Raw genomic sequence first — 20,334 nt, 5'->3', positions numbered from 1 at the left:
CACGAGGGGGCTCATTCGGCGTTGGGGTGGAACAGCCGCGCACCGTTCAGCCGGAAGGAGGCGATCCGCTGCTGGCCTTCGGGGGACGTCAACCATTCGTGCCAAGTTTGCGCCAGCCCGGTGCGCAGGCCATCGTGGCGCTCGGGGTTGACCAGGATGCTGCCGTACTGGTTGAAGAGGGCTTCGTCGCCCCCGTAGAGGACCTGCAGATCCTGGCGGTTGTCGAAGCTGAGCCAGCTCCCCCGGTCGGTGAGGGCGTAGGCGTTCATGGCTGCCGCGGTATTGAGGGTGGCCCCCATACCGGAGCCGAGCTCGCGGTACCAGCTGCCGGACGGCGTGACCCCCGCCGCCTCCCAAATCGAGCGTTCCTTCTTGTGGGTACCACTGTCGTCGCCGCGGGAGGCAAATGGCGCCTCCGCCGCGGCGATGCGGGAGAACGCCTCGGCCGCCGAGCCGGCGCCCGCGATCCCGGCGGGATCGCGTCCCGGTCCGACCACCACGAAGTCGTTGTACATGACCCGGCGGCGGTCGACCCCGTAGCCGCGGTCGATGAACTGGTGCTCTGCCGCCGGGGCATGGACCAGAAGCGCGTCGGCGTCGCCGCGGCGGCCGAGCTCCAGGGCCTGGCCGGTGCCCACCGCCACTACCCGCACGTCGATCCCCGTATCCTCCTCGAAGACCGGCAGCAGGTGGCCGAACAGCCCCGAGCTCTCGGTGGAGGTCGTTGAGGCGAGGGTGAAGGCCGTCTCCTCGGCGCGGATGACGGTGGCGAATGCCGTGGCCACCAGCAGCGCGATCATCGAGGCTAAGGGGGGGAGGTCTGTGCGTCGCATTGGTCCTCCCCGGGTTGTATGAGGCGGGGGAATGGGCCGGTCAGCAGGTCGCCGCGCAGGAAGGCGCTCGCCTCCCGGGTCCGGGGCCGCGCGAAGAAGCGCCCGGCGGGGGTATGCTCGAGGACCCGTCCGCCGCAGAGGAACACCACTTCGTCGGCGAGTCGTCGGGCCTGGGCGAGGTCATGAGTGGCCATCACCACCGTGACGCCATCGGCGCGGAAGCGCGTCACTGCCTGCTCCACCGACTGGGTGGAAGCCGGGTCCAGGGCGGAGGTGGGCTCATCGAGGAACACCACCGCCGGGGACAGCGCCCAGGCCCGCGCGAGGGCCAGGCGTTGTCGTTCGCCGCCGGAGAGTACCCGAGCCGGGCGGTGGGCCAAGTGATCTAGCTGGAATACGGCGAGGGCCTTCTGCGCATGGGCCTTGCGATGGCGGAAAGGGACGCCGTGCAGGGCGAGGGCGTGACGGACGTTCGCGATGCTCGAACGGCGCAGCAGCACCGGTTGCTGAAAGACCATGGCCAGGTGCCGCCGATGGCCCCTTGCTGGCGGCGCCCCGGCGTAGCGGACCTGGCCCCGGGTGGGCGCCAACAGCCCATGGCAGACCCGCATCAGCAGGCTCTTGCCCGCGCCGTTGGGGCCGAGCAGCACAGTATTGCCCCCGCCCTCGATGCGCAGGGAGACGTCCTCCAGTAGTACTTGGTCCCCGTGACCGTATGTGATCCCCGCCAGCGACAGGGGCAATACAGGGCCGTTCGGGCTCATGATCCGTACCTCCGCCCCAGCGAGCCGACAGCAAACGCCACCGCATTGACCGCCACAATGAGTGCGATGAGGATGATGCCGAGTGCCAGGGCCAGGCCCAGCGCCCCCTTGCTGGTTTCCAGGGCGATGGCGGTGGTCATCACCCGGGTGTAGCCGTTGATGTTGCCGCCGACAATGAGCACCGCGCCGACCTCGGCGGCGGCCCGGCCGAAGCCGGCGAGCACTGTAGTGATAAGGCTGAAGCGGGCATCCCACAGGAGCGTCGGTATGGCGCGCAGACGGCTCGAGCCCAGCGATTGCAGCTGCTCCCGGTACTCCTCCCAGAGGTCGGCGATCACCTGGCGGGTGAGGGCCGCGATGATGGGCAGCACCAGCAGGGACTGGGCGATGACCATGGCGGTCGGCGTGAACAGCAGCCCCAGCGACCCTAGCGGGCCGGCCCGGGAGAGCAGCAGGTAGATCACCAGGCCCGCGACCACCGGTGGCAGACCCATCAAGCCGTTGAGCAGGACCACCAGTGCGGAGCGGCCCGGGAAGCGATACAGCGCCAGCGCCGCCCCCAGGGGCAGGCCGATGACGCTGGCGACGAGCACCGCGGTCAGGCTCACCCGCAGGGACAACACTACGATGCCGATCAGGTCGGCGTCCGCCTCCAGGATCAGGCGGATGGCCCGGGCAAGGATCCCGTCCATCGTTCCCCGTAGCTACAGTGATCACTTTCCCCTAAAGCATGGGCGTTCATTTGCATGCATGCCGCTAGTTCTGTAAATCATGCAGTCATAAACAGTTCAATGCGGTTGCTGTCATGGAGTATCTCACCACCGCCGAGGTCGCCGCGTATCTGCGGATGAAGGAGCGCAAGGTCTATGCACTGGTGCGCGACGGCCAGATCCCCTGCAGCCGGGTCACCGGCAAGCTGCTCTTCCCCCGCCAGGCGCTGGACCTGTGGGTGATGGGCCACTTGAGTGGCGACCGGGCGCTGGAGCCGCCGGCGCCGCCGGTCTATGCCGGCAGCCATGATCCGCTGCTGGGATGGGCACTGCGGGAGGCGGGGAGCGGGCTGGCGGAGCTCTGTAATGGAAGTGGCGACGGGGTGCGCCGACTGCTCGACGGTGACGCCCAAGCGGTGGGTTTGCACGTCGTCGACGCTGAGACCGAAGGCTTCAATGACCCTGTCCGCTTGGGGCTCGGCGGTCTGCGGGACCTGGTGATGATCCGCTGGGCGTCGCGTCGCCAGGGGTTGGTGGTGGCGCCGGGCAACCCCCAGGAGATCAACGCGCTGTCGGATCTAGCGGACAGCGGCTGCCGGCTGGCCATGCGCCAGCCCGCCGCCGGCGCGGACACGCTGTTCCGCTACCTGCTCGGCCAGGCGGGGATCGATCCGCAAGGGCTGGCGGTGGCCACGGAGGTGGCCCTGACCGAGGACGATCTGGCAGTGGAGATCCAGGCCGGGCGGGCGGATTGCGGCTTCGCTGTGGAGGCGGCGGCCCGCCGCCACGGCCTCGGATTCATCCCCCTGAGCTGGGAGCGATTCGACCTGGCGATGCGCCGGCGCACCTACTTCGAGCCGCCGGTGCAGCGGCTGCTGGCCTTCACGCGTACGACCCGCTTTGCCGAGCGGGCGGTCGCCATGGGCGGTTACGACATCGCTGACTGCGGCGGTGTTGCCTACAATGCCTGAGCGGTGGCGTTCACTCCAGGAACGCGTGCAGTCGTGCCGCCAGTGCCGGTGGCGTCTCCACCATCGGATAGTGTCCGGCCCCCCCCGAGCGTCTCCACGGTCACCGCCTCGAGCCATTCCCCCAGGGTGGCCTCTAGGGACTCCGCGGTAATGGCCGGGTCGTGCTCCCCGGCCAGGGCCAGGAACGGGGTCTCGCAACCGGCCAGCGCCCGGGAGAAGTCCCCGTCCGCCCAGTCGCGGAAATAGTCGGCGAAGGTGTCTTCGTCGCAGGCGGTCAGTGAAGCCCGGGTCATCGCCGCCAGCCAGGTCCCGCCGAGGCGATGCCCGGTGGTGAGGTCGAGGATGGCGCTGCGCGCGTCGGCGTCCCCGGCGGCCGACTCGAACAGGGCGCGGCCGTCGTCGTCGAAGGGCGTGGGGGCGGCGGGGACCGGGTTGATCCCCACGGCGCGGCGGACCCGGTCCTCGGCATAGGTGCACAGCCACTGCGCCGCCTTGCCCCCCATGGAATGCCCGACCACGTCGAAGCGCCGCCAGCCCAGGGTGTCGGCCAGGGCCAGGGCGCCACGGCCCATTCCGTCCATGCTGTGGGGCAGCTCGCTGTCACGGGAACCGCCGTAGCCGGGGGCGTCCATGAATGCGAAGCGGAACCGGGTGGTGTCCAGCCAGGGGAACATCGGGGCGAATACACTGTGGTCCGACAGCCAGCCATGGAGGACGATGACCGGCTGCGGGCCATCACCGAGGTGGTAGTAGGCGGGTGGTGTCATGATCTCCCCTCCCTCGTGCCGTGGCGCGGAGCGCGCCGTCCCGCTACAGCGTAGCCCAGGACGGCGGCACCGGCAGGGGGGAGCCCGGCGTCGGCTACTCGTCGTAGTCCAGGACCACGCGCTCGCTGACCGGATAGCTCTGGCAGCTCAGCACGTAGCCGGCCTCCACTTCATAGTCCTCCAGGGCGTAGTTGACGTCCATCTCCACCTCGCCCTCGACCACCTTGGCGCGGCAGGTGGAGCAGACCCCGCCCTTGCAGGAGAAGGGCAGATCGGCCCCCGCCTCCAGTCCGGCATCGAGAATGGGCTGGGTGTTGCGGGGGAGATCGAAGACGATCTCCTGGCCGTCCACCCGCACTGCCACCTCGGTGGTGGAGTGATCCGCGCTGGGGTCCTTGGTCCGCTCGCGCTGGCGTTCCTTGGCCTCGCCCGGCGCGGTGAACAGCTCGAAGTGGATCTGCTTCTTGCCGAGGCCGCCGGCCTCCAGGGCCTCGGAGGCGGCGTGGATCATGGGTTCGGGGCCGCAGATGAAGGCCTCGTCCACGTCGCCGAGGTCGATCCAGTGGCGGAACATGGCCTCCAGCTTGTCGCGATTGATATGGCCGTGGAACAGATCGATGTCGGTGCGCTCCCGGCTCATGACATTGATCAAGTTGAACCGCCCCATGTGCTCGTTCTTCAGGTCCTCGAGCTGCTCGCGAAAGATCACGGAGGCCGTGGAGCGGTTGCCGTAGATCAGCGTGAACCGGCTCTCCGGCTCGGTGTGCAGCGCGGTACGCGCCAGGGACATGATCGGCGTGATCCCGCTGCCGGCGGCGATGGCGAGGTAGTGCTTGCGCTGTTCCGGGCGGAACGGGGTGTTGAAATGGCCCTGGGGCGGCATCACCTCGAGGCGGTCGCCGCGCTTGAGCTCGCTGTTGGCGAAGGCGGAGAAGCGGCCGTGGGGCTGCTGCTTGACCGCCACGCGGAGCTCTTCGTCCTGCACCCCGGTGCAGATGGAGTAGGTGCGCATCACCTCCTCGCCGTCGATCCAGGTGCGGATCGCCAGGTGCTGGCCGGGCTCGTAGCGGAAGGTCTCGCGCAGCTCCTCGGGGAGCTCGAAGCGGATGGACACCGTGTCGCGGGTCTCGGGCCGGACCTCGGCCACCGTCAGTTCGTGGAATCGGGACATAACCGTCGTTCTCTCCTCATGGCCCAGGGGGCCCGGGGGTCAGATGCACTTGAAGTAGTCGAAGGGCTCCAGGCAGTCGTCGCAGCGGTAGTGCGCCTTGCAGGCCGTCGAGCCGAACTCGCTCACCCGTGTGGTGTTGGTGGAGCCGCAACGCGGGCAGGCCACCGCGGGTAGCGGAGCAAACAGCCCGCGCTTGCTCGTCGAGCGTCCCTCCGGTGGGGCGATGCCGTAGGCGCGGAGCTTTTCCCGGCCCGCCTCGGAGAGCCAGTCCGTGGTCCAGGCCGGCGAGAGGCGTTCCTCGATGCGTACGTCATCGACGCCGTGGGCGCGGACCGTCTGCCGAATGCCCTCCTCGATGGTGCGCATCGCCGGGCAGCCGGAATAGGTGGGGGTGATCACCACCACCAGCTCGTCGCCCTCCCAGCGCAGCTCCTGCAGGATGCCGAGATCCTCGATGGTCAGCACCGGGATCTCCGGGTCGGTGACCGTTTCCAGCCAGCCCCGGATGGTCTCCAGATCCGGCGTCGCGTCGGCGCTACCAGCGGGCATCGGGGTAGGCCCTCGGCATGAACTGCATTTCGGCGAGGAGGTAGCCGAGGTGCTCGCTGTGATGGCCCTGTTTGCCGCCGGACTGCATCCAGCCATCCTCGGGTCGAGCGAGGCCCGCCTCGGCGAACACCTCGTCCACGGTAGTCGACCAGCGCTCGCGCACCGCACCGAGATCGGCGCCCACGCCGGCACTCCGCATCGCCTCGTCCACCTCGTCGCCGGCGAACAGCTCGCCGGTGAACGGCCACAGCCGGTCCACCGCATCGGTCACGCGCCGCTGACTCTCCTCGGTGCCGTCGCCGAAGCGGATCATCCACTCGCTGCTGCGCCGCAGGTGATAGCCCACCTCCTTGGCGGACTTGGCGGCGATCTCGGCGATCCGCGGGTCCGCGGAGGACGAGAGCTGCTCGAGCAGCGGCAGGTGGAAGGCGTCGAAGAAGAACTGCCGGGCGATGGTCAGCGCGTAGTCGCCGTTGGGCTGCTCCACCAGCAACGCATTGTGGAAATCGAGCACGTCGCGGTGGAAGGCGAGGGTATCGGCGTCGCTCCCGCCCCGGAGCTCGGCGGCGTATTCCAGCCATGACTTGGCCTGGCCGATGAGGTCCAGGGCCACGTTGGCGGTCGCCATCTCCTCCTCCAGCGCGGGGGCGTGACCCACCCACTCGGACAGGCGTTGGCCGAGGACGAGGGCGTTGTCCGCCTGCCGCAGGACGTAGATTTGGAGGTTGCGCTCGTCGGTCATCGGATTCCCCCCGCCCTACAGGTTTTCGACTTCATCGGGCACCTCGTAGAAGGTCGGGTGCCGGTAGACCTTGTCGTCGCTGGGGTCGAAGAGGATCTCCTTGTCACCGGGCGCCGAGGACACGATATCGGCGGCGCGGACCACCCAAATGCTCGCGCCCTCGTTGCGCCGGGTGTAGACGTCGCGGGCGTTCTCCACTGCCATCTCAGCGTCGGCGGCGTGGATGCTGCCCACGTGCTTGTGGGCGAGCCCGTGCTTGCTGCGGATGAACACTTCCCAGAGCGGCCAGTCCTTCATGATGCGTTTCTCCTCGGACAATGGGATCAGGCGGCGGCGCGGCGGGCGCGCTTGTCGGCGTGGGCCTGGGCGGCTTCACGCACCCAGGCACCGTCCTCGTACGCGTTGCGCCGGGCCTCCAGGCGTTCGCGGTTGCAGGGTCCGTTGCCCTTGACCACCTGCCAGAACTCGTCCCAGTCGATCTCGCCGTAGTCGTAGTGCCCGGTCTCCTCGTTCCAGCGGAGATCCGGGTCGGGGATGCTCAGGCCGAGGTACTCCGCCTGGGGCACGGTCTGGTCGATGAAGCGCTGGCGCAGCTCGTCATTGGTGTGGCGCTTGATCTTCCAGGCCAGGGACTGCTGGGAGTGCACGGAATCACCGTCGGCGGGGCCGAACATCATCAGGCACGGCCACCACCAGCGGTTGAACGCGTCCTGGGCCATGCGCTTCTGCTCGTCGCTGCCGCGGCAGAGCTCCAGCATGATCTCGTAGCCCTGGCGCTGGTGGAAGCTCTCCTCCTTGCACACGCGCACCATGGCCCGGGCGTAGGGACCGTAGGAGCAGCGGCACAGCGGGATCTGGTTGACGATGGCCGCGCCGTCGACCAGCCAGCCGATGCAGCCGATGTCCGCCCAGGTCGGCGTCGGGTAGTTGAAGATGCTGGAGTACTTGGCCTTGCCCGCGTGGAGCGCGTCGATGAGCTCATCGCGGGAGACGCCCAGGGTCTCCGCGGCGCTGTAGAGATACAGACCGTGGCCGGCCTCGTCCTGGACCTTGGCCAGGAGGATCAGCTTGCGACGCAGGTTAGGGGCCCGGGTGATCCAGTTGCCCTCGGGCAGCATGCCGACGATCTCGGAGTGGGCGTGCTGGGAGATCTGGCGCACCAGGGTCTTACGGTAGAGCTCGGGCATCCAGTCCCGGGGCTCGATGGTGATCTCTTCATCGATGCGCTCCTGGAACTCCCGGTCCAGGCCCTCGAGCTCCTCGGCAGACTTGACCTTGCTGGCGCCGGTGTCAACGAACTGACTGTACATGGCTACTCCTCCTCGGAAGCCGGATGCGGGACCCAAGGTAGGGCCGCTACTCAATCTACTAGTAATGATACAACCCAAACGCCCGTAGTCAATTCTTTGTGTCACGTAAATGATTATTCGCAAATCATCCGGTAACCCAAGCACGGTTTCACGGCCAGACCGGCGGCACGGTCCCCGGCTCCATGCGGGGGCCGTGCAAGTGCGACGCGGAGACTGAATGCAGGGGGTTGTCGTGTATCAGCCCGTTCACTGGTCCTGGATCGTGGGACGCACCAGGATCTCGTTGACGTCCACGTGCTCGGGTTGGGTCAGGGCGTAGCGGATCGCGGCGGCGATGTCGGCGGGCCGGAGGATCGGGGAGCCCTCGGCGTAGAGGTTGCTGCGGACCGCCTCACGTACCTTGTCGTGGGCGATGCCCTCCGGCAGCTCGGTGTCCACCGCGCCGGGCTGGATGTCGGTGACGCGGATGTTGTGGCGGATGCCCTCCCGGCGCAGGCCCTCGGAGACTGCCGTCAACCCCGCCTTGGTGGCCGCATACACCGCGGCGCTGGGGAAAACCACTCGGGCTGCCACCGAGGAGATATTGACCACGTGGCCCTGCTCGCGTCTGGCCATTCCCGGTAGCACGGCATGGATCGCGTACAAGGCGCCGCGGAGATTGACGTCGATCATCCGCTCCCACTCGTCGACGCGCCCGCTGATCAGCGGCGACAGCGGCATGACCCCGGCGTTGTTGATCAGCGCCGCCACCCCGCCGCGTTCTTCCAGGGCCTCCCCGACCCCGGCCACCGCGTCGCGATCGCGGATATCCAGGGGCAGCACCTCGGCGCTGCCACCCTCGCCGGCGATGGCCTCGGCGATGGCGTCGAGGCGTTCGCGGCGCCGGCCGGAGAGCGCCACCCGGGCGCCCTCGGCGGCCAGGCAGCGGGCGGTCGCCTCACCGATGCCGCTGCTCGCGCCGGTGATCCATATCAGCTTGCCGTTGAGTTCCATGCGGCCTCCGGTTGTTCGGTGGGTGGTGATGTGGGCTCTGGGTCCAGGCCGCCGAAACGCCGGTAGAAGTAGGGTGCCGGTTCAGGCAGCGGACCCTCCGCGGTCTGCAGGGTCTCGCCGAGATAGACCTCCGCCTGGCGGTAGGTGGCGCGATAGAGGTTGCGGCATAGCAGCCGCGCCGCCGCGCCGTGCCAGTCCCCGGGCAGCACGTCGTCGGGTAGCTGGGGGTCGCGGAGCAGCAGCCGCCGGATCTCGTGGATGAGCAGGGTGCGCACCAGAAAGCACTGCTGGGGATCGAGGGAGCGGGCCGAGCGAACCGCACGCCAAATGGGGCGGAAGCGCTCCAGGAAGCGCTCGTATTCCGCGGCCAGCTCCTCGAGGTTCCAGCACTGGCGCACCAACCGGTTCAGCGGTCGCGAGGTCGGCAGCCCCTCGTTACGCGCGTGCATGATAATGACGTCATTGTTGAGCTCCAGGTCCTGGAGCAGGGTCGTCAGCGCGTCCCTCGGCGGCAGGGGGTGGGCCAGAACGCCCGGGGCGAAGGTGCCGAATCCGAGGGTGGACAGCTCCTTGCGCAGGGCTTCGCGGCGGCCGTTCTCTACCTGGGTGGTGAGCACCAGCGTCCAGCTGCCGTCCCAGGCCAGGTGCGGTTCGGCGTAGACCCGCTCATAGGCGCGCTCGAAGCTGCGCCAGCCGCTGCGAGTGAGGCTGTAATAGCTACGCCGACCGATCTGCTCGGAGACCAACCAGCCCTCCTTGGAGAGGCGATATACGGAGGTGCGCACCAGCCGGGCGTTGAGCCCGAGCGGTGCCAGGGCACGGATCAGGCTGCCCAGCCAGACGGTGCCGCCACGAGGGGCGATGGCGTCACCGTAGACGGTGATGATCAGCGAGCCGGCGCGGATCGGGCGGCGCTCGCGGAACTCCTCCACCAGTTCATCGATAACCTTGGAGCGTGCCATCAGGCGTCCTTCGTATCATTCCTTGAGTTTCAGTGGCGCGGAAAGGTTCACGTCGCTGGTTGCTTCTGATACTTTTCTCGCGTGGTTGTGCCAGACAATGTATCGTATCTGAAACGCTTGCGCATTGCGCTTGACAGAATGTTTCGATCGAAAATATTGTTTGCGCGCTTTCAGGGGAGCCGGCCGCCGTCATCGGGGGGATGGCTGTGGCCGTGGCCGAGTCGGGGAGGAGAGTTATGGGAATGCATTCCGCCCGCCTAGACCGTAGCGGAGCCCGGTGCCTGCCGGGGATTATCCGCTACTATCGGCCGTAGATAACACGCATAGCGGCATGCCCGCGACGGGCGTCCAACGAGGGGAGAGCCATGCTCGGGGAATTCCTGCAGTACCTGTTCTCGGGGCTGACAACGGGGGCGGTATATGCCCTCGTGGGTCTGGGCTTCGCGATCATCTATAACGCCAGCCACGTCATTAACTTCGCTCAAGGGGAGTTCGTGATGATCGGCGGTATGGGGGCGGTGATGATGACGGCCGCCGGGTTGCCCATGCCGTTGGCCATGCTGGGTGCGGTGCTCCTGGCCGTCGTGGCCGGCGTCTTGCTGGATAAGCTCGCCATCGAGCAGGCACGGGGTGCCGATATCGTGCCGCTGATCATCATCACCATCGGTGCCTCCCTGTTCCTGCGCGGGCTCGCCCAGTACTTCTGGGGCAAGTCCTACCATTCCCTACCCGCGTTCACCGGCGACGAGCCGTTTCGCATCCTCGGCGGCACCATCCTGCCGCAGAGCCTGTGGGTGCTCGGCGTCGGCGCCGTTCTGGTGGTGGCGCTGGCTTTTTTCTTCAATCGCACCCTCAAGGGCAAGGCCATGCTGGCGGTCTCCCATAACAAGGACGCCTCGCGCATGGTGGGCATCAACCCGCAGTTCATCTTGATGCTGGCGTTCGCGCTCTCGGCGGCGCTCGGTGCCATCGCCGGCATCGTCGCGGCCCCGATCACCCTGACCGCCTATGACGTGGGCATCATGCTCGGCTTGAAGGGGTTCGTCGCCGCGGTGCTCGGTGGTCTCGGCAGCTCGGTGGGGGCGGTCGTCGGCGGGTTGCTGCTCGGCCTCATGGAAGCCATGGGCGCCGGCTATATCTCCTCCGATTACAAGGATGCCATCCCCTTCGTGATCATCCTGCTGGTGTTGTTCTTCATGCCCAGCGGGCTGTTCGGTAAGCGTGGAACGGAGCGCGTCTGAATCATGTGGAACCGACTACGCACGCCTTACGCCGGGCTACCGGTGCTGGTGATCATCCTGGCGCTGCTGCCGCTGGTGCTCACCAATCCCTATCACTATGACGTGGTCATCCACGTGCTCATCAATGCGGTCGTCGTGGTGGGCCTGAATCTGCTCATCGGCTATGCCGGACAGATCAGCCTGGGCCACGCCGGATTCTTCGGCCTCGGCGCCTACGCCACCGGCATCCTCAGCGGTATCTATGGTTGGCACCCGTTGCTTTCCATCCTCGCGGCGCTGGTGGTGGTGGCGGCGCTGGCCTTCGTGGTGGCGCGGCCCATCCTGCGCCTTTCAGGCCACTACCTCGCCATGGCCACCCTCGGCCTGGGCATCCTGATCAATATCGTGATCTCCACCGAGGGCTGGCTCACCGGCGGCCCCGACGGGATGATCGTGCCCACCATCGAGGTCTTCGGCTGGGAGTTGTTCGGCGAGACCAAGTGGTACTGGGTGATGTCGGTGATCCTGGTCATCGCCGTGTGGCTGGCGCTCAATCTCATCGACTCGCCGGTAGGACGGGCGCTGCGCGCGGTACACGGCTCGGAGGTCGCCGCCCAGGTGGCCGGCGTGAGCACCATTAACTACAAGGTGCTGATCTTCGTCGTTTCCGCGGTGTTCGCCGCCCTTATGGGGACGGCGAGCGCGCACTACTCGGGATTCATCACCCCGGATATGGCCGGGTTCTTCCACTCCATCGAGTTCGTCACCATGGTGGTGCTCGGCGGCATGGCCTCCACCTACGGGGCGCTGGTGGGTGCGGTAATCCTCACGGTGTTGCCACAGCTTCTCACCGGTTTCGATGATCTGGAAATGGCGGTGTTCGGTTTCATCCTCATGGCGGTGATGATCTTTATGCCGCGGGGGCTGGTGCCGACACTGACCGCGAAGCTGCGCAGGGGGGGAGCGAAATGAGCGCGCTGATGAGCGTCGAGCACCTGACTAAGCGCTTCGGCGGCGTGGACGCCATCTCGGAGCTGTCCTTCGATATCCAACCGGGGCACATTCACTCGGTGATTGGCCCCAACGGCGCCGGTAAGACCACGCTGTTCAACCTGATCACCGGGCTGTACTTGCCCACCTCCGGGCAGATCACCTTCGCCGGCGAGGACATCCGGGGTATGACGCCGCCAGAGCTTGCCCGCCTGGGGATGAGCCGGACGTTCCAGAACCTCCAGATCTGCATGAATATGTCGGCGCTGGAGAACGTCATGGTGGGCCGGCATTTGCGCCTGGACCGGCGGTTCCTGCCGGCACTGCTGCGTCTGCCCTCGGTGATCCGTGGCGACCGGGCCTGCCGAGAGAAGGCCGCCGAGCTGATGCGTTTCGTCGGGCTGGAGGCCTATCTGGACAGCGACGCCGATGCCATGCCCTACGGCGCCCTGAAGCGCCTGGAGATCGCCCGGGCCCTGGCGGCGGAGCCTCGCATGCTGCTGCTCGATGAGCCGGCGGCCGGCCTGAACGCGAACGAGACCGCAGAGGTCGATGAGCTCATCGTCAAGGTGGCGGAGAGCGGAATCACCGTGGTGCTCGTCGAGCACGACATGAAGCTGGTGATGAATATCTCCGATCACATCCTGGTGCTCAACTACGGCAAGAAGCTCGCCGAAGGGACGGCCGAGGAGATACGCCACAACCCGGAGGTGATCTCCGCCTATCTGGGGGCGGCGTGAGCCGGCTGGGGGAGAGGACATGACCGACGCGATTTCCACCATACAGCGCGAGCACAACGGCATCTGGCGGGTCCTCGATACCGCCGAGGCCTTGGCCCGCGAGTACCGCGAGCGGGCACAGGCCCCCGATCGAGCGCTCTTTGGCGCGATCTTCGACTACATCGAGCAGTATGCCGACCGCGTCCATCACCCCAAGGAGGACGACTACCTCTTCCGGTTACTGCGCGCCCGTGCCCCGCAGATCGAGCCGGTGCTCGAGGAACTCGAGGCCCAGCACAGTGAAGGGCCGGCCTTGGTGGCCGCAGCCCGCGAGGCCCTGGAGGCCCACGTGGCGGACTACCCGGACGGCGGCGGACGCTTCGAGGAGGCGCTGCACCAATTCGTGGAGTTCGAGCGTCACCATCTGCGCCGCGAGGAAAGCGAGGTGATCCCCCTGGCGCGCGAGGTGTTCACCGACGAGGATTGGGCGGAGATCAACGCCGCCTTTGCCGATAACCGCGACCCCTTGTTCGGCGAGGAGCGGCGCGAGCATTTCCGAGAGCTCTATCAGCAGATCGTCAACTACGCCCCTACCCCCATCGGCCTCGGGCTTACCCGGGAGGTGCCGGAGGGTCCCGAGGTCGAGCGGGTGGCGCCGCGGGAGGCCGCCGAGGAGCTGCTCGCGGTGGAGGGCCTGGTCACGCGATATGGTCCAATCGAAGCCCTGCACGGCGTGGACCTCTCCGTGGGCAAGGGACAGATCGTCGCCCTGGTGGGCGCCAACGGTGCGGGCAAGACCACGCTGCTGCGTACCATATCCGGGCTGCAACCGGTGACCCGCGGCGGCGTCCGCTTTCGGGGCCAGGACATCACCCGAATGTCCGGGGAGCGGAGGGTGGCCGAAGGGATCGCCCAGGTCCCCGAAGGGCGCCAGGTCTTCGGCCCCATGAGCGTCGAGGACAACCTCGTACTCGGGGCCTATACCCGGGGCCGGGGCGCGGCGGTGAACCGCGATCTCGAGTACATGTACGAGCTCTTCCCCATTCTCAAGGAGAAGCGCCATGAGGCGGCGGGTACCCTCTCCGGTGGCCAGCAACAGATGCTGGCCATCGGTCGAGCGATGATGACGCGGCCGCAGCTGATGCTTCTCGACGAGCCCAGCATGGGGCTTGCGCCGTTGCTGGTGGCGGAGATCTTCCGCATCGTCGAGCGCTTGAAGAAGGAGGGCATTACGGTGCTGCTGGTGGAGCAAAACGCCTCCGGTGCGCTCGGCATCGCCGATCGGGGCTACGTCATCGAGACCGGGCACATCACCATTTCCGGCAGTGGTGCGGAATTGCTGGAGGACGAAGAGGTCAAACGGGCATACCTGGGGATGTAAGGCCCGCGCCGTACGTGGGCTTGACATTAGTTTTGATCGAAAATACTTTGTGGGCGATGGTCGGGTGGGCCGGCATCGCCTGTTATCCCGCCCAGCGCGGAATCAGGAGGAGAGCAGATGATCCATGCATTGCTGAAGAAACTCGGTCTGGCGGCAGCGGTTACCGGCATCGCGGTTGGTGGCATGTCCTCGGCGGCGGCCCAGGACGATCCGATCCGTATCGGCTCGTTCCTCGCCGTGACGGGGCCGGCGTCGTTCCTCGGTGATCCGGAGCTCAAGACCCTCGAGCACTGGATCGAGAAGATCAACGAGGACGGCGGCGTCAACGGCCGCCAGCTGGAGCTGGTGCACTACGATACGGCCGGCAATGCGGGGAAGGCCCGGACCTTCGCCAAGCGGCTGGTCACTTCCGACGATGTGGATCTCATCATCGGGGGCACCACCACCGGTACCACTATGGCGGTCGTGCCGCTGGTGGAACGCTACGAGATCCCCTTCATCTCCCTGGCCGGCGGCGTGCCCGTCATCGATCCGGTGAAAAAATGGGTATTCAAGACCCCGCACACCGACCGCATGGCGGCGCAGAAGATCCTCGAGGACATGCAGTCCCGGGGGATCACCAAGATCGGGCTGATCTCCGGCACCGGCGGCTTCGGCAAGTCCGGCCGGGAGCAGACCTTGGACGTGGTGGGTGACTACGACGTCGAGATCGTCGCCGACGAGACCTACGGCCCGAGCGACACGGACATGACCGCGCAGCTGACCAAGATCGCCAACACCGATGGCGTGGAGGCGATCCTGAACTTCGGCTTCGGTCAGGGACCGGCCATCGTCACCCGCAACTACGACCAGCTCGGCCTGGAGTTGCCCTTCTACCAGTCCCACGGCGTCGCCTCGAAGAAGTTCATCGAGCTCGCCGGCGATGCGGCCAATAACGTGCGCCTGCCCGCCGCCGCGCTGCTGGTCGCCGATCAGCTTCCCGACGACGACCCGCAGAAGCCGGTGGTGGTCGACTACAAGAACGAGTACGAGTCCACCTTCAACGAGTCCGTCTCCACCTTCGGCGGTCACGCCTACGACGGGTTGTTGATCGCCATCGACGCCATAGAGCGGGCCGGCACTGCGGACCCGGCGGCCGTGCGGGATGCGATTGAGCAGACCAGCGGCCTGATGGGTACGGGCGGCGAGTTCAATATGGGCCCCGAGGACCATCTCGGTCTCGATCTCTCGGCATTCCGCATCCTCGAGATTCAGGATCAGGATTGGGTCCTGGTAGAAGAGTGAGTATCTGCGCCCCGCCGCGCCACGGCGGGGCGTTGATCCATCCCCCAACAACCCTGGAGACGCTGCCATGGCCAAGCAATTCGCATCCGCAGGCGATATGACCCCCAAGGAGATCACCTTCTCCGAGCTCGCCCCGGGTGCCTACGCCTACACCGCCGAGGGCGATCCCAACACCGGCATCATCGTCGGCGACGACGGCGTGATGGTGATCGATGCCCAGGCCACGCCGGTGATGGCGGAAGAGGTGATCAAGCGGGTACGGAAGGTCACCGACAAGCCTATCCGCTACGTGATGCTCACCCACTACCACGCGGTGCGTGCCCTAGGTGCCTCTGCCTACCAGGCGGAGCAGATCATCGCGAGCCGTGACACCTATGACCTGATCGTCGAGCGCGGCGAGCAGGACTACGCCTCGGAGCTCGGCCGCTTCCCGCGGCTGTTCCAGGGCGCCGATAGCATCCCGGGGCTGACCTGGCCGACCACGGTCTTTGACGGTCACATGACCCTGTGGATGGGTGAGCGCCGGGTGGAGATCATGCAGCTCGGCCGTGGCCACACCAAGGGCGATACCGTGGTCTGGCTGCCCGACGACAAGGTCCTGTTCAGCGGCGACCTGGTGGAGTACGGCGCCACCCCGTACACCGGCGACGCCTATCACCGGGACTGGCCGGACACCCTGGGTCGGCTCCGTGAGCTGGAACCGAAGGCGCTGGTACCGGGCCGTGGCGAGGCATTGAAGACACCGGAGGAGTGTCAGAGCGCGCTGGAGGGCACGCAGGCCTTCATCAATGACCTCTATGGCGGGGTCAAGCGTTGCCGGGCCGAAGGCAAGGACCTCAAGGCCACCTACGAGACGCTGATGGAGGAGATGGAGCCCAAGTACGGCCACTGGGTGATCTTCCGCCACTGCATGCCCTTCGATGTCAGTCGGGCCTACGACGAGGCCGGCGACTACCCGGACCCGCGGATCTGGACGGCCGAGCGCGACCAGGAGATGTGGGAGGCCCTGGAGGGCTAGGAGGGGCGCGCCATGCCGAAGTCACACCAATGCCCGGTCTTCGAGTACCGGCGCTCGCCGGACCAGGACGCCGGCGAGCCGGTCCGCCATCCCGTGGTGGTGGTCGGGGCCGGCCCCATCGGGCTATCGGCGGCCATAGACCTCGCCCAGCGCGGCATCGAAGTCGTACTCTTGGAGGCGGAGAACGGCGTGAGCGACGGCTCCCGCGCCATCTGCTTCGCCAAGCGGACGCTGGAGATCTTTGATCGCCTCGGTGGCGCGCAGCCGATGGTGGACAAGGGCATCACCTGGAAGCTCGGCCGGGTGTTCTTCGGCGACCGGGAGGTCTACCGCTTCGATCTCCTCCCCGAGGAGGGTCATCGCAGGCCCGCCTTCATCAACCTGCAGCAGTATTACCTGGAGGAATACCTCATCGAGCACCTCCAGGGCCTGGAGCGTGCGGACCTGCGCTGGTGCAACGAGGTGGTCTCGGTCGCCGAGCGCGATGACGGCGTCCATCTCACGGTGCGCACGCCGGAGGGGGAGTATCCCCTGATCGCCGACTATCTTATCGTGGCCGATGGGGCCAAGAGCCCGTTGCGCAAGATGCTCGGTCTGAGCTCCGAAGGTCAGGTGTTCAAGGACCGCTTTCTCATCGCCGATGTCGTCATGGACGCCGACTTCCCCACCGAGCGATGGTTCTGGTTCGACCCCCCGTTCCATCCCGGCCAGTCCGTGCTGCTGCACCGCCAGGCGGATAACGTCTTCCGCATCGACTTCCAGCTCGGCTGGGAGGCCGATCCGGAGGCGGAGCGCCAGCCCGAGCGCGTGATCCCCCGGATCCAGGCAATGCTCGGCGAGGACGTGGACTTCGATCTGGACTGGGTGAGCGTGTATACCTTCCAGTGCCGGCGTATGCCCACCTTCCACCCCTCGTCGCGGATCTTTTTCGCGGGCGACGCCGCGCACCAGGTCTCGCCCTTCGGCGCGCGAGGCGCGAACAGCGGCGTCCAGGACGTCGATAACCTGATCTGGAAGCTCGAGCGGGTGATGCAAGGCCGCGCCGGCGACCGGTTGTTGGAGACCTACGACAGCGAGCGTATCGCCGCCGCCGACGAAAACATCCTCAACTCCACTCGCAGCACCGATTTTATTACCCCCAAAAGCGAGGTGAGCCGCTCGTTCCGGGATGCCACCCTGATGCTCGCCGAGGACTTCCCCTTCGCCCGCCGCTTGGTCAACAGCGGCCGGTTGTCAGTGCCCACCGTGCTCAGCCATTCGGTGCTCAACACCCCGGACCAGGAGCCGTTCGAGGGGGCGATGGTGCCGGGCGCGCCCTGCGCCGACGCGCCGGTGCGCATCGGCGGTCGCGACGACTGGCTGCTCGCCCAGCTCGGCGGCGACTTCACTGTGTTGGCGTTCGCCGATGAGGACGGTGGCTGTTCGGCGGGGTTGACCGAGACGCTCGAGCAGGCCCGCGAACGTGAGCCCGGACTGCGCATCATCGTCGTCGGCCGCAGCGGGGGCAATGTGCCCGAGGGGGCCATGCTGGTGGGGGACAGCGAGGGGCTGGCGGCCTCGCGCTACGACGGCCGTGCAGGCACGGTCTACGTCATCCGCCCGGATCAGCACGTGGTGGGCCGCCGGCGCGGCCCGAGCGCGGAGGTGATCGGTCGCATCGTCGACCGGGCCTGCGCGCGGGCCGCCTGAGAGCGCCCACCCAGCGAGGAGGAGCAGCGAAGATGCAGCCGGAGTATCTCAACGTGGACCCGCGCCTCGAGCGGGGGGATGATTTCTACGAGGCCCTGGTGGAGATGCACCGGGACCTCACCGACGAGGAGAGTCGGCTCGCCAACGCCAAGCTCATCCTCCTGCTGAGCAACCACATCGGCGACCACGATGTCCTCAATGAGGCCATGCGCATCGCCCGCAAAGGGGTCCGCGGCGGATCCGAAAAGGGGGGCTGAGGCCCTTCGCCCATGGACGAGTCCGTCCGCCGGGCCATGGCCCGTTGGCCCAATGTCCCGGCCCTATACGGCTGGCTCTACCTCGACCGGCGCGGGTGCTGGTGGATCAACGGTGAGCTCATAGAGCGCACCGCCATCATCGACTTCATCGGCCGCAACTACGTCGTCGACGAGCGAGGGCGCTGGTACTTCCAGAATGGGCCCCAGCGCGGGTACGTGGACCTGGAGTACACGCCCTGGATCCTGTTTGCCGACGGTGCCGGGGGCCTGGTGGATCATACCGGTACCGCGGTGACCGGCATTAACGCCGCCTATGTGGATGAGCATGGGGACGTGCTGCTGACCTTCGACCGCGGCGTCGGCCTGCTCCACGGGGATGTCCTGCACTGGTTTGTGGAGCACCTCGAGGGAGAGGGCGGCGGTCAGCCTTCGGCCCCGGCACTCGAGCGGGCCCTGGATGACCTGATGCAGGGCCGTCCCGCAGGCCTCCGCCTGAACCCTTCCGTCGGAGTCAATCGTCCCCTCTACCCGTTGCGGCGCAGTCAGGCCCCGGCCCGGTTCGGTTTCGATCCCCGCCCCCGCGAGGTGGCCGGCGAAGACCCTCATTCGGGGTGAACGCGTTCCGGGTTTCCGGGTCCCCGACTTGTCAGATGGCGTACGCCTTCTATCTTTTTCGGTGACGGTTATTCCGCTTTCAGACAAACATAAGGGCCCGCTAAGGCCCACAACGGAGGGGAGATACCATGGCTAGCAAGCTTACCCGACGCGACTTTCTCAAGACCTCGGCGCTCGGTGTCGGGGCGCTATCTGTTGGTGCCACGGGCCGTTCCGCACGTGCGCAGTCGGCGACCATCCGCTGCGGGGTGGTGACCTCGCTGTCCGGCGCCAACCGCTTCGGCGGTAATCTTACCCGCCGCGGCTACGACCTCTGGGCCGAGGAGATCAACAAGCTCGGTGGCGTGGAGATCAACGGCGAGCGTTACCGGGTGGAGATGTTCTACGGTGACGCCCAATCCAACCCGTCCTCGGGCGCCTCTGCGGCAGAGCGGCTCATCGTCCAGGAGGAGGTGGACGTGATCTTCGGGCCGTACACCTCGGGCGTGACGCTCGCGGTCCAGCCCATCTGCAACAAATACCGCGTCCCCATGATCTCCGGCTCCGCGGAGTCCCCCAAGGTCTGGGTGGACCAGCCGCCGTTCAATTTCGGCATGATCCCGGCGGTGGACCTCTCCTCCGGGAAGTCCCTCGGGGTGATCGCTGATGCCGCCAGCCCGCGGCCCGAGTCCGTGGGTGTCGTAGGCGTCAATGAGCCCTTCTCGGATGACACGGCCCACGGCTTCCGCGATGGTGTGGAGGCGGCGGGCCTGGAGCTCACCGGCTTTGAGCTGTTCCCGGCCAAGGCGGACCTGACTCCGGTGGTCACCAAATTGCGTTCCCAGGACCCGGATATCGTCGCCGTTGGCGGCCACGAGGAGGTCCTGATTAACATGGTCAGGACCGCCAAGTCCCTGGGTTTCCGGCCCAAGGCCCTGGTTATGCACTACGGCATCACCGCGCCCGCCTTCGCCAACGAGCTCGGTCGTGATGCCGACGGTGTGCTCGGGATCTCGCTGTGGACGCCCGGCGTCTCCTACCGCGATGATCTCTTCGGCAGCGCCGCGGACTACGATGAGCTCTCCCATTCGCGGTGGGGCAGTCACCCCGACTACACGGAGGCGGCCTGTTCCGCCAGCGGTCTCGTCCTCCAGGACGCTGCCGCGCGGTTAGGCAAGGCGCCGCCGTGGAGTCAGAGCGACCGCGAGGCGCTGGCCCAGGCCATCGAGGCAACGGACATCGAGACCTTCTACGGCCCGGTGAAGTTCGAGACCTCCGGCGACCACTTCCACAACAACACCCAGCCCATCCCCGTGGTGGTGCAGATCACCGACGGCCGGGTGGTGCCGGTGGCACCGGCGGACGCCGCGGACGGCGAGCTGGTCTACCCATTGCCGGACTGGTCGTGAC

General features: G+C 67.0%; 22 protein-coding genes. 11 read left to right on the top strand and 11 right to left on the bottom strand.

Translation table 11 applies throughout. The features are described 5' to 3' along the window. Positions 1-11: 11 nt before the first annotated feature. From ACQ754_RS04460 to ACQ754_RS04450, 3 genes are read right to left on the bottom strand one after another with little or no spacing between them, the layout of a single operon-like run. Positions 12-833: a substrate-binding domain-containing protein gene (locus ACQ754_RS04460; protein WP_440995792.1), complete on the bottom strand. Its 822-nt coding sequence runs from the start codon at positions 831-833 to the stop codon at positions 12-14. After that, positions 806-1,597, bottom strand: coding sequence for an ATP-binding cassette domain-containing protein (locus tag ACQ754_RS04455; RefSeq protein WP_440995791.1), 792 nt, complete (start codon positions 1,595-1,597; stop codon positions 806-808). Before ACQ754_RS04455 ends, ACQ754_RS04460 begins: the two co-directional genes overlap by 28 nt. Continuing rightward, on the bottom strand, positions 1,594-2,289 hold the full coding sequence (locus tag ACQ754_RS04450; protein WP_440995790.1) for an ABC transporter permease: 696 nt from the start codon (positions 2,287-2,289) through the stop codon (positions 1,594-1,596). Before ACQ754_RS04450 ends, ACQ754_RS04455 begins: the two co-directional genes overlap by 4 nt. 113 nt (positions 2,290-2,402) lie before the next feature. Here ACQ754_RS04450 and ACQ754_RS04445 point away from each other — a divergent pair, with 113 nt between their 5' ends. Continuing rightward, complete coding sequence (locus ACQ754_RS04445) at positions 2,403-3,278, top strand: substrate-binding domain-containing protein (protein ID WP_440995789.1); 876 nt, start codon at positions 2,403-2,405, stop codon at positions 3,276-3,278. On the opposite strand, the gene ACQ754_RS04440 is transcribed toward ACQ754_RS04445, so the two are convergent. From ACQ754_RS04440 to paaX, 8 genes are all read right to left on the bottom strand, one after another. Then, positions 3,266-4,045 carry an alpha/beta fold hydrolase gene (locus tag ACQ754_RS04440; RefSeq protein ID WP_440995788.1) on the bottom strand — a complete coding sequence of 260 codons (780 nt, stop codon included), beginning with the start codon at positions 4,043-4,045 and terminating at the stop codon, positions 3,266-3,268. The genes ACQ754_RS04445 and ACQ754_RS04440 overlap by 13 nt on opposite strands. Before the next feature lie 94 nt (positions 4,046-4,139). Continuing rightward, the gene (gene paaE, locus ACQ754_RS04435) at positions 4,140-5,216 is read right to left on the bottom strand and encodes a 1,2-phenylacetyl-CoA epoxidase subunit PaaE (RefSeq protein ID WP_440995787.1); all 1,077 of its coding nucleotides are present in this window, start codon (positions 5,214-5,216) and stop codon (positions 4,140-4,142) included. A 39-nt stretch (positions 5,217-5,255) separates the two neighbouring features. After that, on the bottom strand, positions 5,256-5,765 hold the full coding sequence (gene paaD, locus ACQ754_RS04430) for a 1,2-phenylacetyl-CoA epoxidase subunit PaaD (RefSeq protein WP_440995786.1): 510 nt from the start codon (positions 5,763-5,765) through the stop codon (positions 5,256-5,258). Further along, positions 5,752-6,507 (bottom strand): 1,2-phenylacetyl-CoA epoxidase subunit PaaC, encoded by a 756-nt coding sequence (gene paaC / locus ACQ754_RS04425; protein WP_440995785.1) that lies wholly within the window; start codon positions 6,505-6,507, stop codon positions 5,752-5,754. The genes paaD and paaC overlap by 14 nt, the downstream gene beginning before the upstream one ends. A 15-nt stretch (positions 6,508-6,522) precedes the next feature. Further along, complete coding sequence (gene paaB / locus ACQ754_RS04420; RefSeq protein ID WP_440995784.1) at positions 6,523-6,804, bottom strand: 1,2-phenylacetyl-CoA epoxidase subunit PaaB; 282 nt, start codon at positions 6,802-6,804, stop codon at positions 6,523-6,525. A gap of 26 nt (positions 6,805-6,830) precedes the next feature. Continuing rightward, on the bottom strand, positions 6,831-7,817 hold the full coding sequence (gene paaA / locus ACQ754_RS04415) for a 1,2-phenylacetyl-CoA epoxidase subunit PaaA (protein ID WP_440995783.1): 987 nt from the start codon (positions 7,815-7,817) through the stop codon (positions 6,831-6,833). 246 nt (positions 7,818-8,063) lie between these two features. Further along, positions 8,064-8,810 (bottom strand): SDR family oxidoreductase, encoded by a 747-nt coding sequence (locus ACQ754_RS04410; protein ID WP_440995782.1) that lies wholly within the window; start codon positions 8,808-8,810, stop codon positions 8,064-8,066. Further along, positions 8,789-9,772 carry a phenylacetic acid degradation operon negative regulatory protein PaaX gene (gene paaX, locus ACQ754_RS04405; protein WP_440995781.1) on the bottom strand — a complete coding sequence of 328 codons (984 nt, stop codon included), beginning with the start codon at positions 9,770-9,772 and terminating at the stop codon, positions 8,789-8,791. The genes ACQ754_RS04410 and paaX overlap by 22 nt, the downstream gene beginning before the upstream one ends. A gap of 365 nt (positions 9,773-10,137) precedes the next feature. On the opposite strand from paaX, the gene ACQ754_RS04400 reads away from it, so the two are divergent. The 10 genes from ACQ754_RS04400 (at position 10,138) to ACQ754_RS04355 (ending at position 20,333) form a co-directional block, all read left to right on the top strand. Continuing rightward, a complete protein-coding gene (locus tag ACQ754_RS04400; RefSeq protein WP_440995780.1) occupies positions 10,138-11,013 on the top strand; it encodes a branched-chain amino acid ABC transporter permease in 876 nt (291 codons plus the stop codon). Between the two features lie 3 nt (positions 11,014-11,016). Beyond that, a complete protein-coding gene (locus tag ACQ754_RS04395; protein WP_440995779.1) occupies positions 11,017-11,964 on the top strand; it encodes a branched-chain amino acid ABC transporter permease in 948 nt (315 codons plus the stop codon). Then, positions 11,961-12,722, top strand: coding sequence for an ABC transporter ATP-binding protein (locus ACQ754_RS04390; protein ID WP_440995778.1), 762 nt, complete (start codon positions 11,961-11,963; stop codon positions 12,720-12,722). The genes ACQ754_RS04395 and ACQ754_RS04390 overlap by 4 nt, the downstream gene beginning before the upstream one ends. 19 nt (positions 12,723-12,741) lie before the next feature. After that, positions 12,742-14,082 (top strand): ATP-binding cassette domain-containing protein, encoded by a 1,341-nt coding sequence (locus tag ACQ754_RS04385; protein WP_440995777.1) that lies wholly within the window; start codon positions 12,742-12,744, stop codon positions 14,080-14,082. Positions 14,083-14,199: 117 nt separating this feature from the next. Further along, the gene (locus tag ACQ754_RS04380) at positions 14,200-15,366 is read left to right on the top strand and encodes an ABC transporter substrate-binding protein (protein ID WP_440995776.1); all 1,167 of its coding nucleotides are present in this window, start codon (positions 14,200-14,202) and stop codon (positions 15,364-15,366) included. 67 nt (positions 15,367-15,433) lie between these two features. Then, a complete protein-coding gene (locus ACQ754_RS04375; protein ID WP_440995775.1) occupies positions 15,434-16,384 on the top strand; it encodes an MBL fold metallo-hydrolase in 951 nt (316 codons plus the stop codon). A gap of 12 nt (positions 16,385-16,396) precedes the next feature. Continuing rightward, on the top strand, positions 16,397-18,073 hold the full coding sequence (locus ACQ754_RS04370) for an FAD-dependent oxidoreductase (RefSeq protein WP_440995774.1): 1,677 nt from the start codon (positions 16,397-16,399) through the stop codon (positions 18,071-18,073). 32 nt (positions 18,074-18,105) lie between these two features. Further along, entirely contained in the window at positions 18,106-18,330 is a 225-nt protein-coding gene (locus ACQ754_RS04365) for a DUF2783 domain-containing protein (RefSeq protein ID WP_440995773.1), read from the top strand. Positions 18,331-18,342: 12 nt separating this feature from the next. Continuing rightward, complete coding sequence (locus tag ACQ754_RS04360; RefSeq protein ID WP_440995772.1) at positions 18,343-18,945, top strand: DUF2946 family protein; 603 nt, start codon at positions 18,343-18,345, stop codon at positions 18,943-18,945. Positions 18,946-19,073: 128 nt separating this feature from the next. Then, positions 19,074-20,333 (top strand): amino acid ABC transporter substrate-binding protein, encoded by a 1,260-nt coding sequence (locus tag ACQ754_RS04355; RefSeq protein ID WP_440995771.1) that lies wholly within the window; start codon positions 19,074-19,076, stop codon positions 20,331-20,333. The last annotated feature ends 1 nt before the right edge of the window (position 20,334 follow it).

The organism is Arhodomonas sp. SL1 (assembly GCF_052060015.1).
Classification (GTDB): Bacteria; Pseudomonadota; Gammaproteobacteria; order Nitrococcales; family Nitrococcaceae; genus Arhodomonas.
This window is presented reverse-complemented; position numbering and strand designations above follow the sequence as displayed.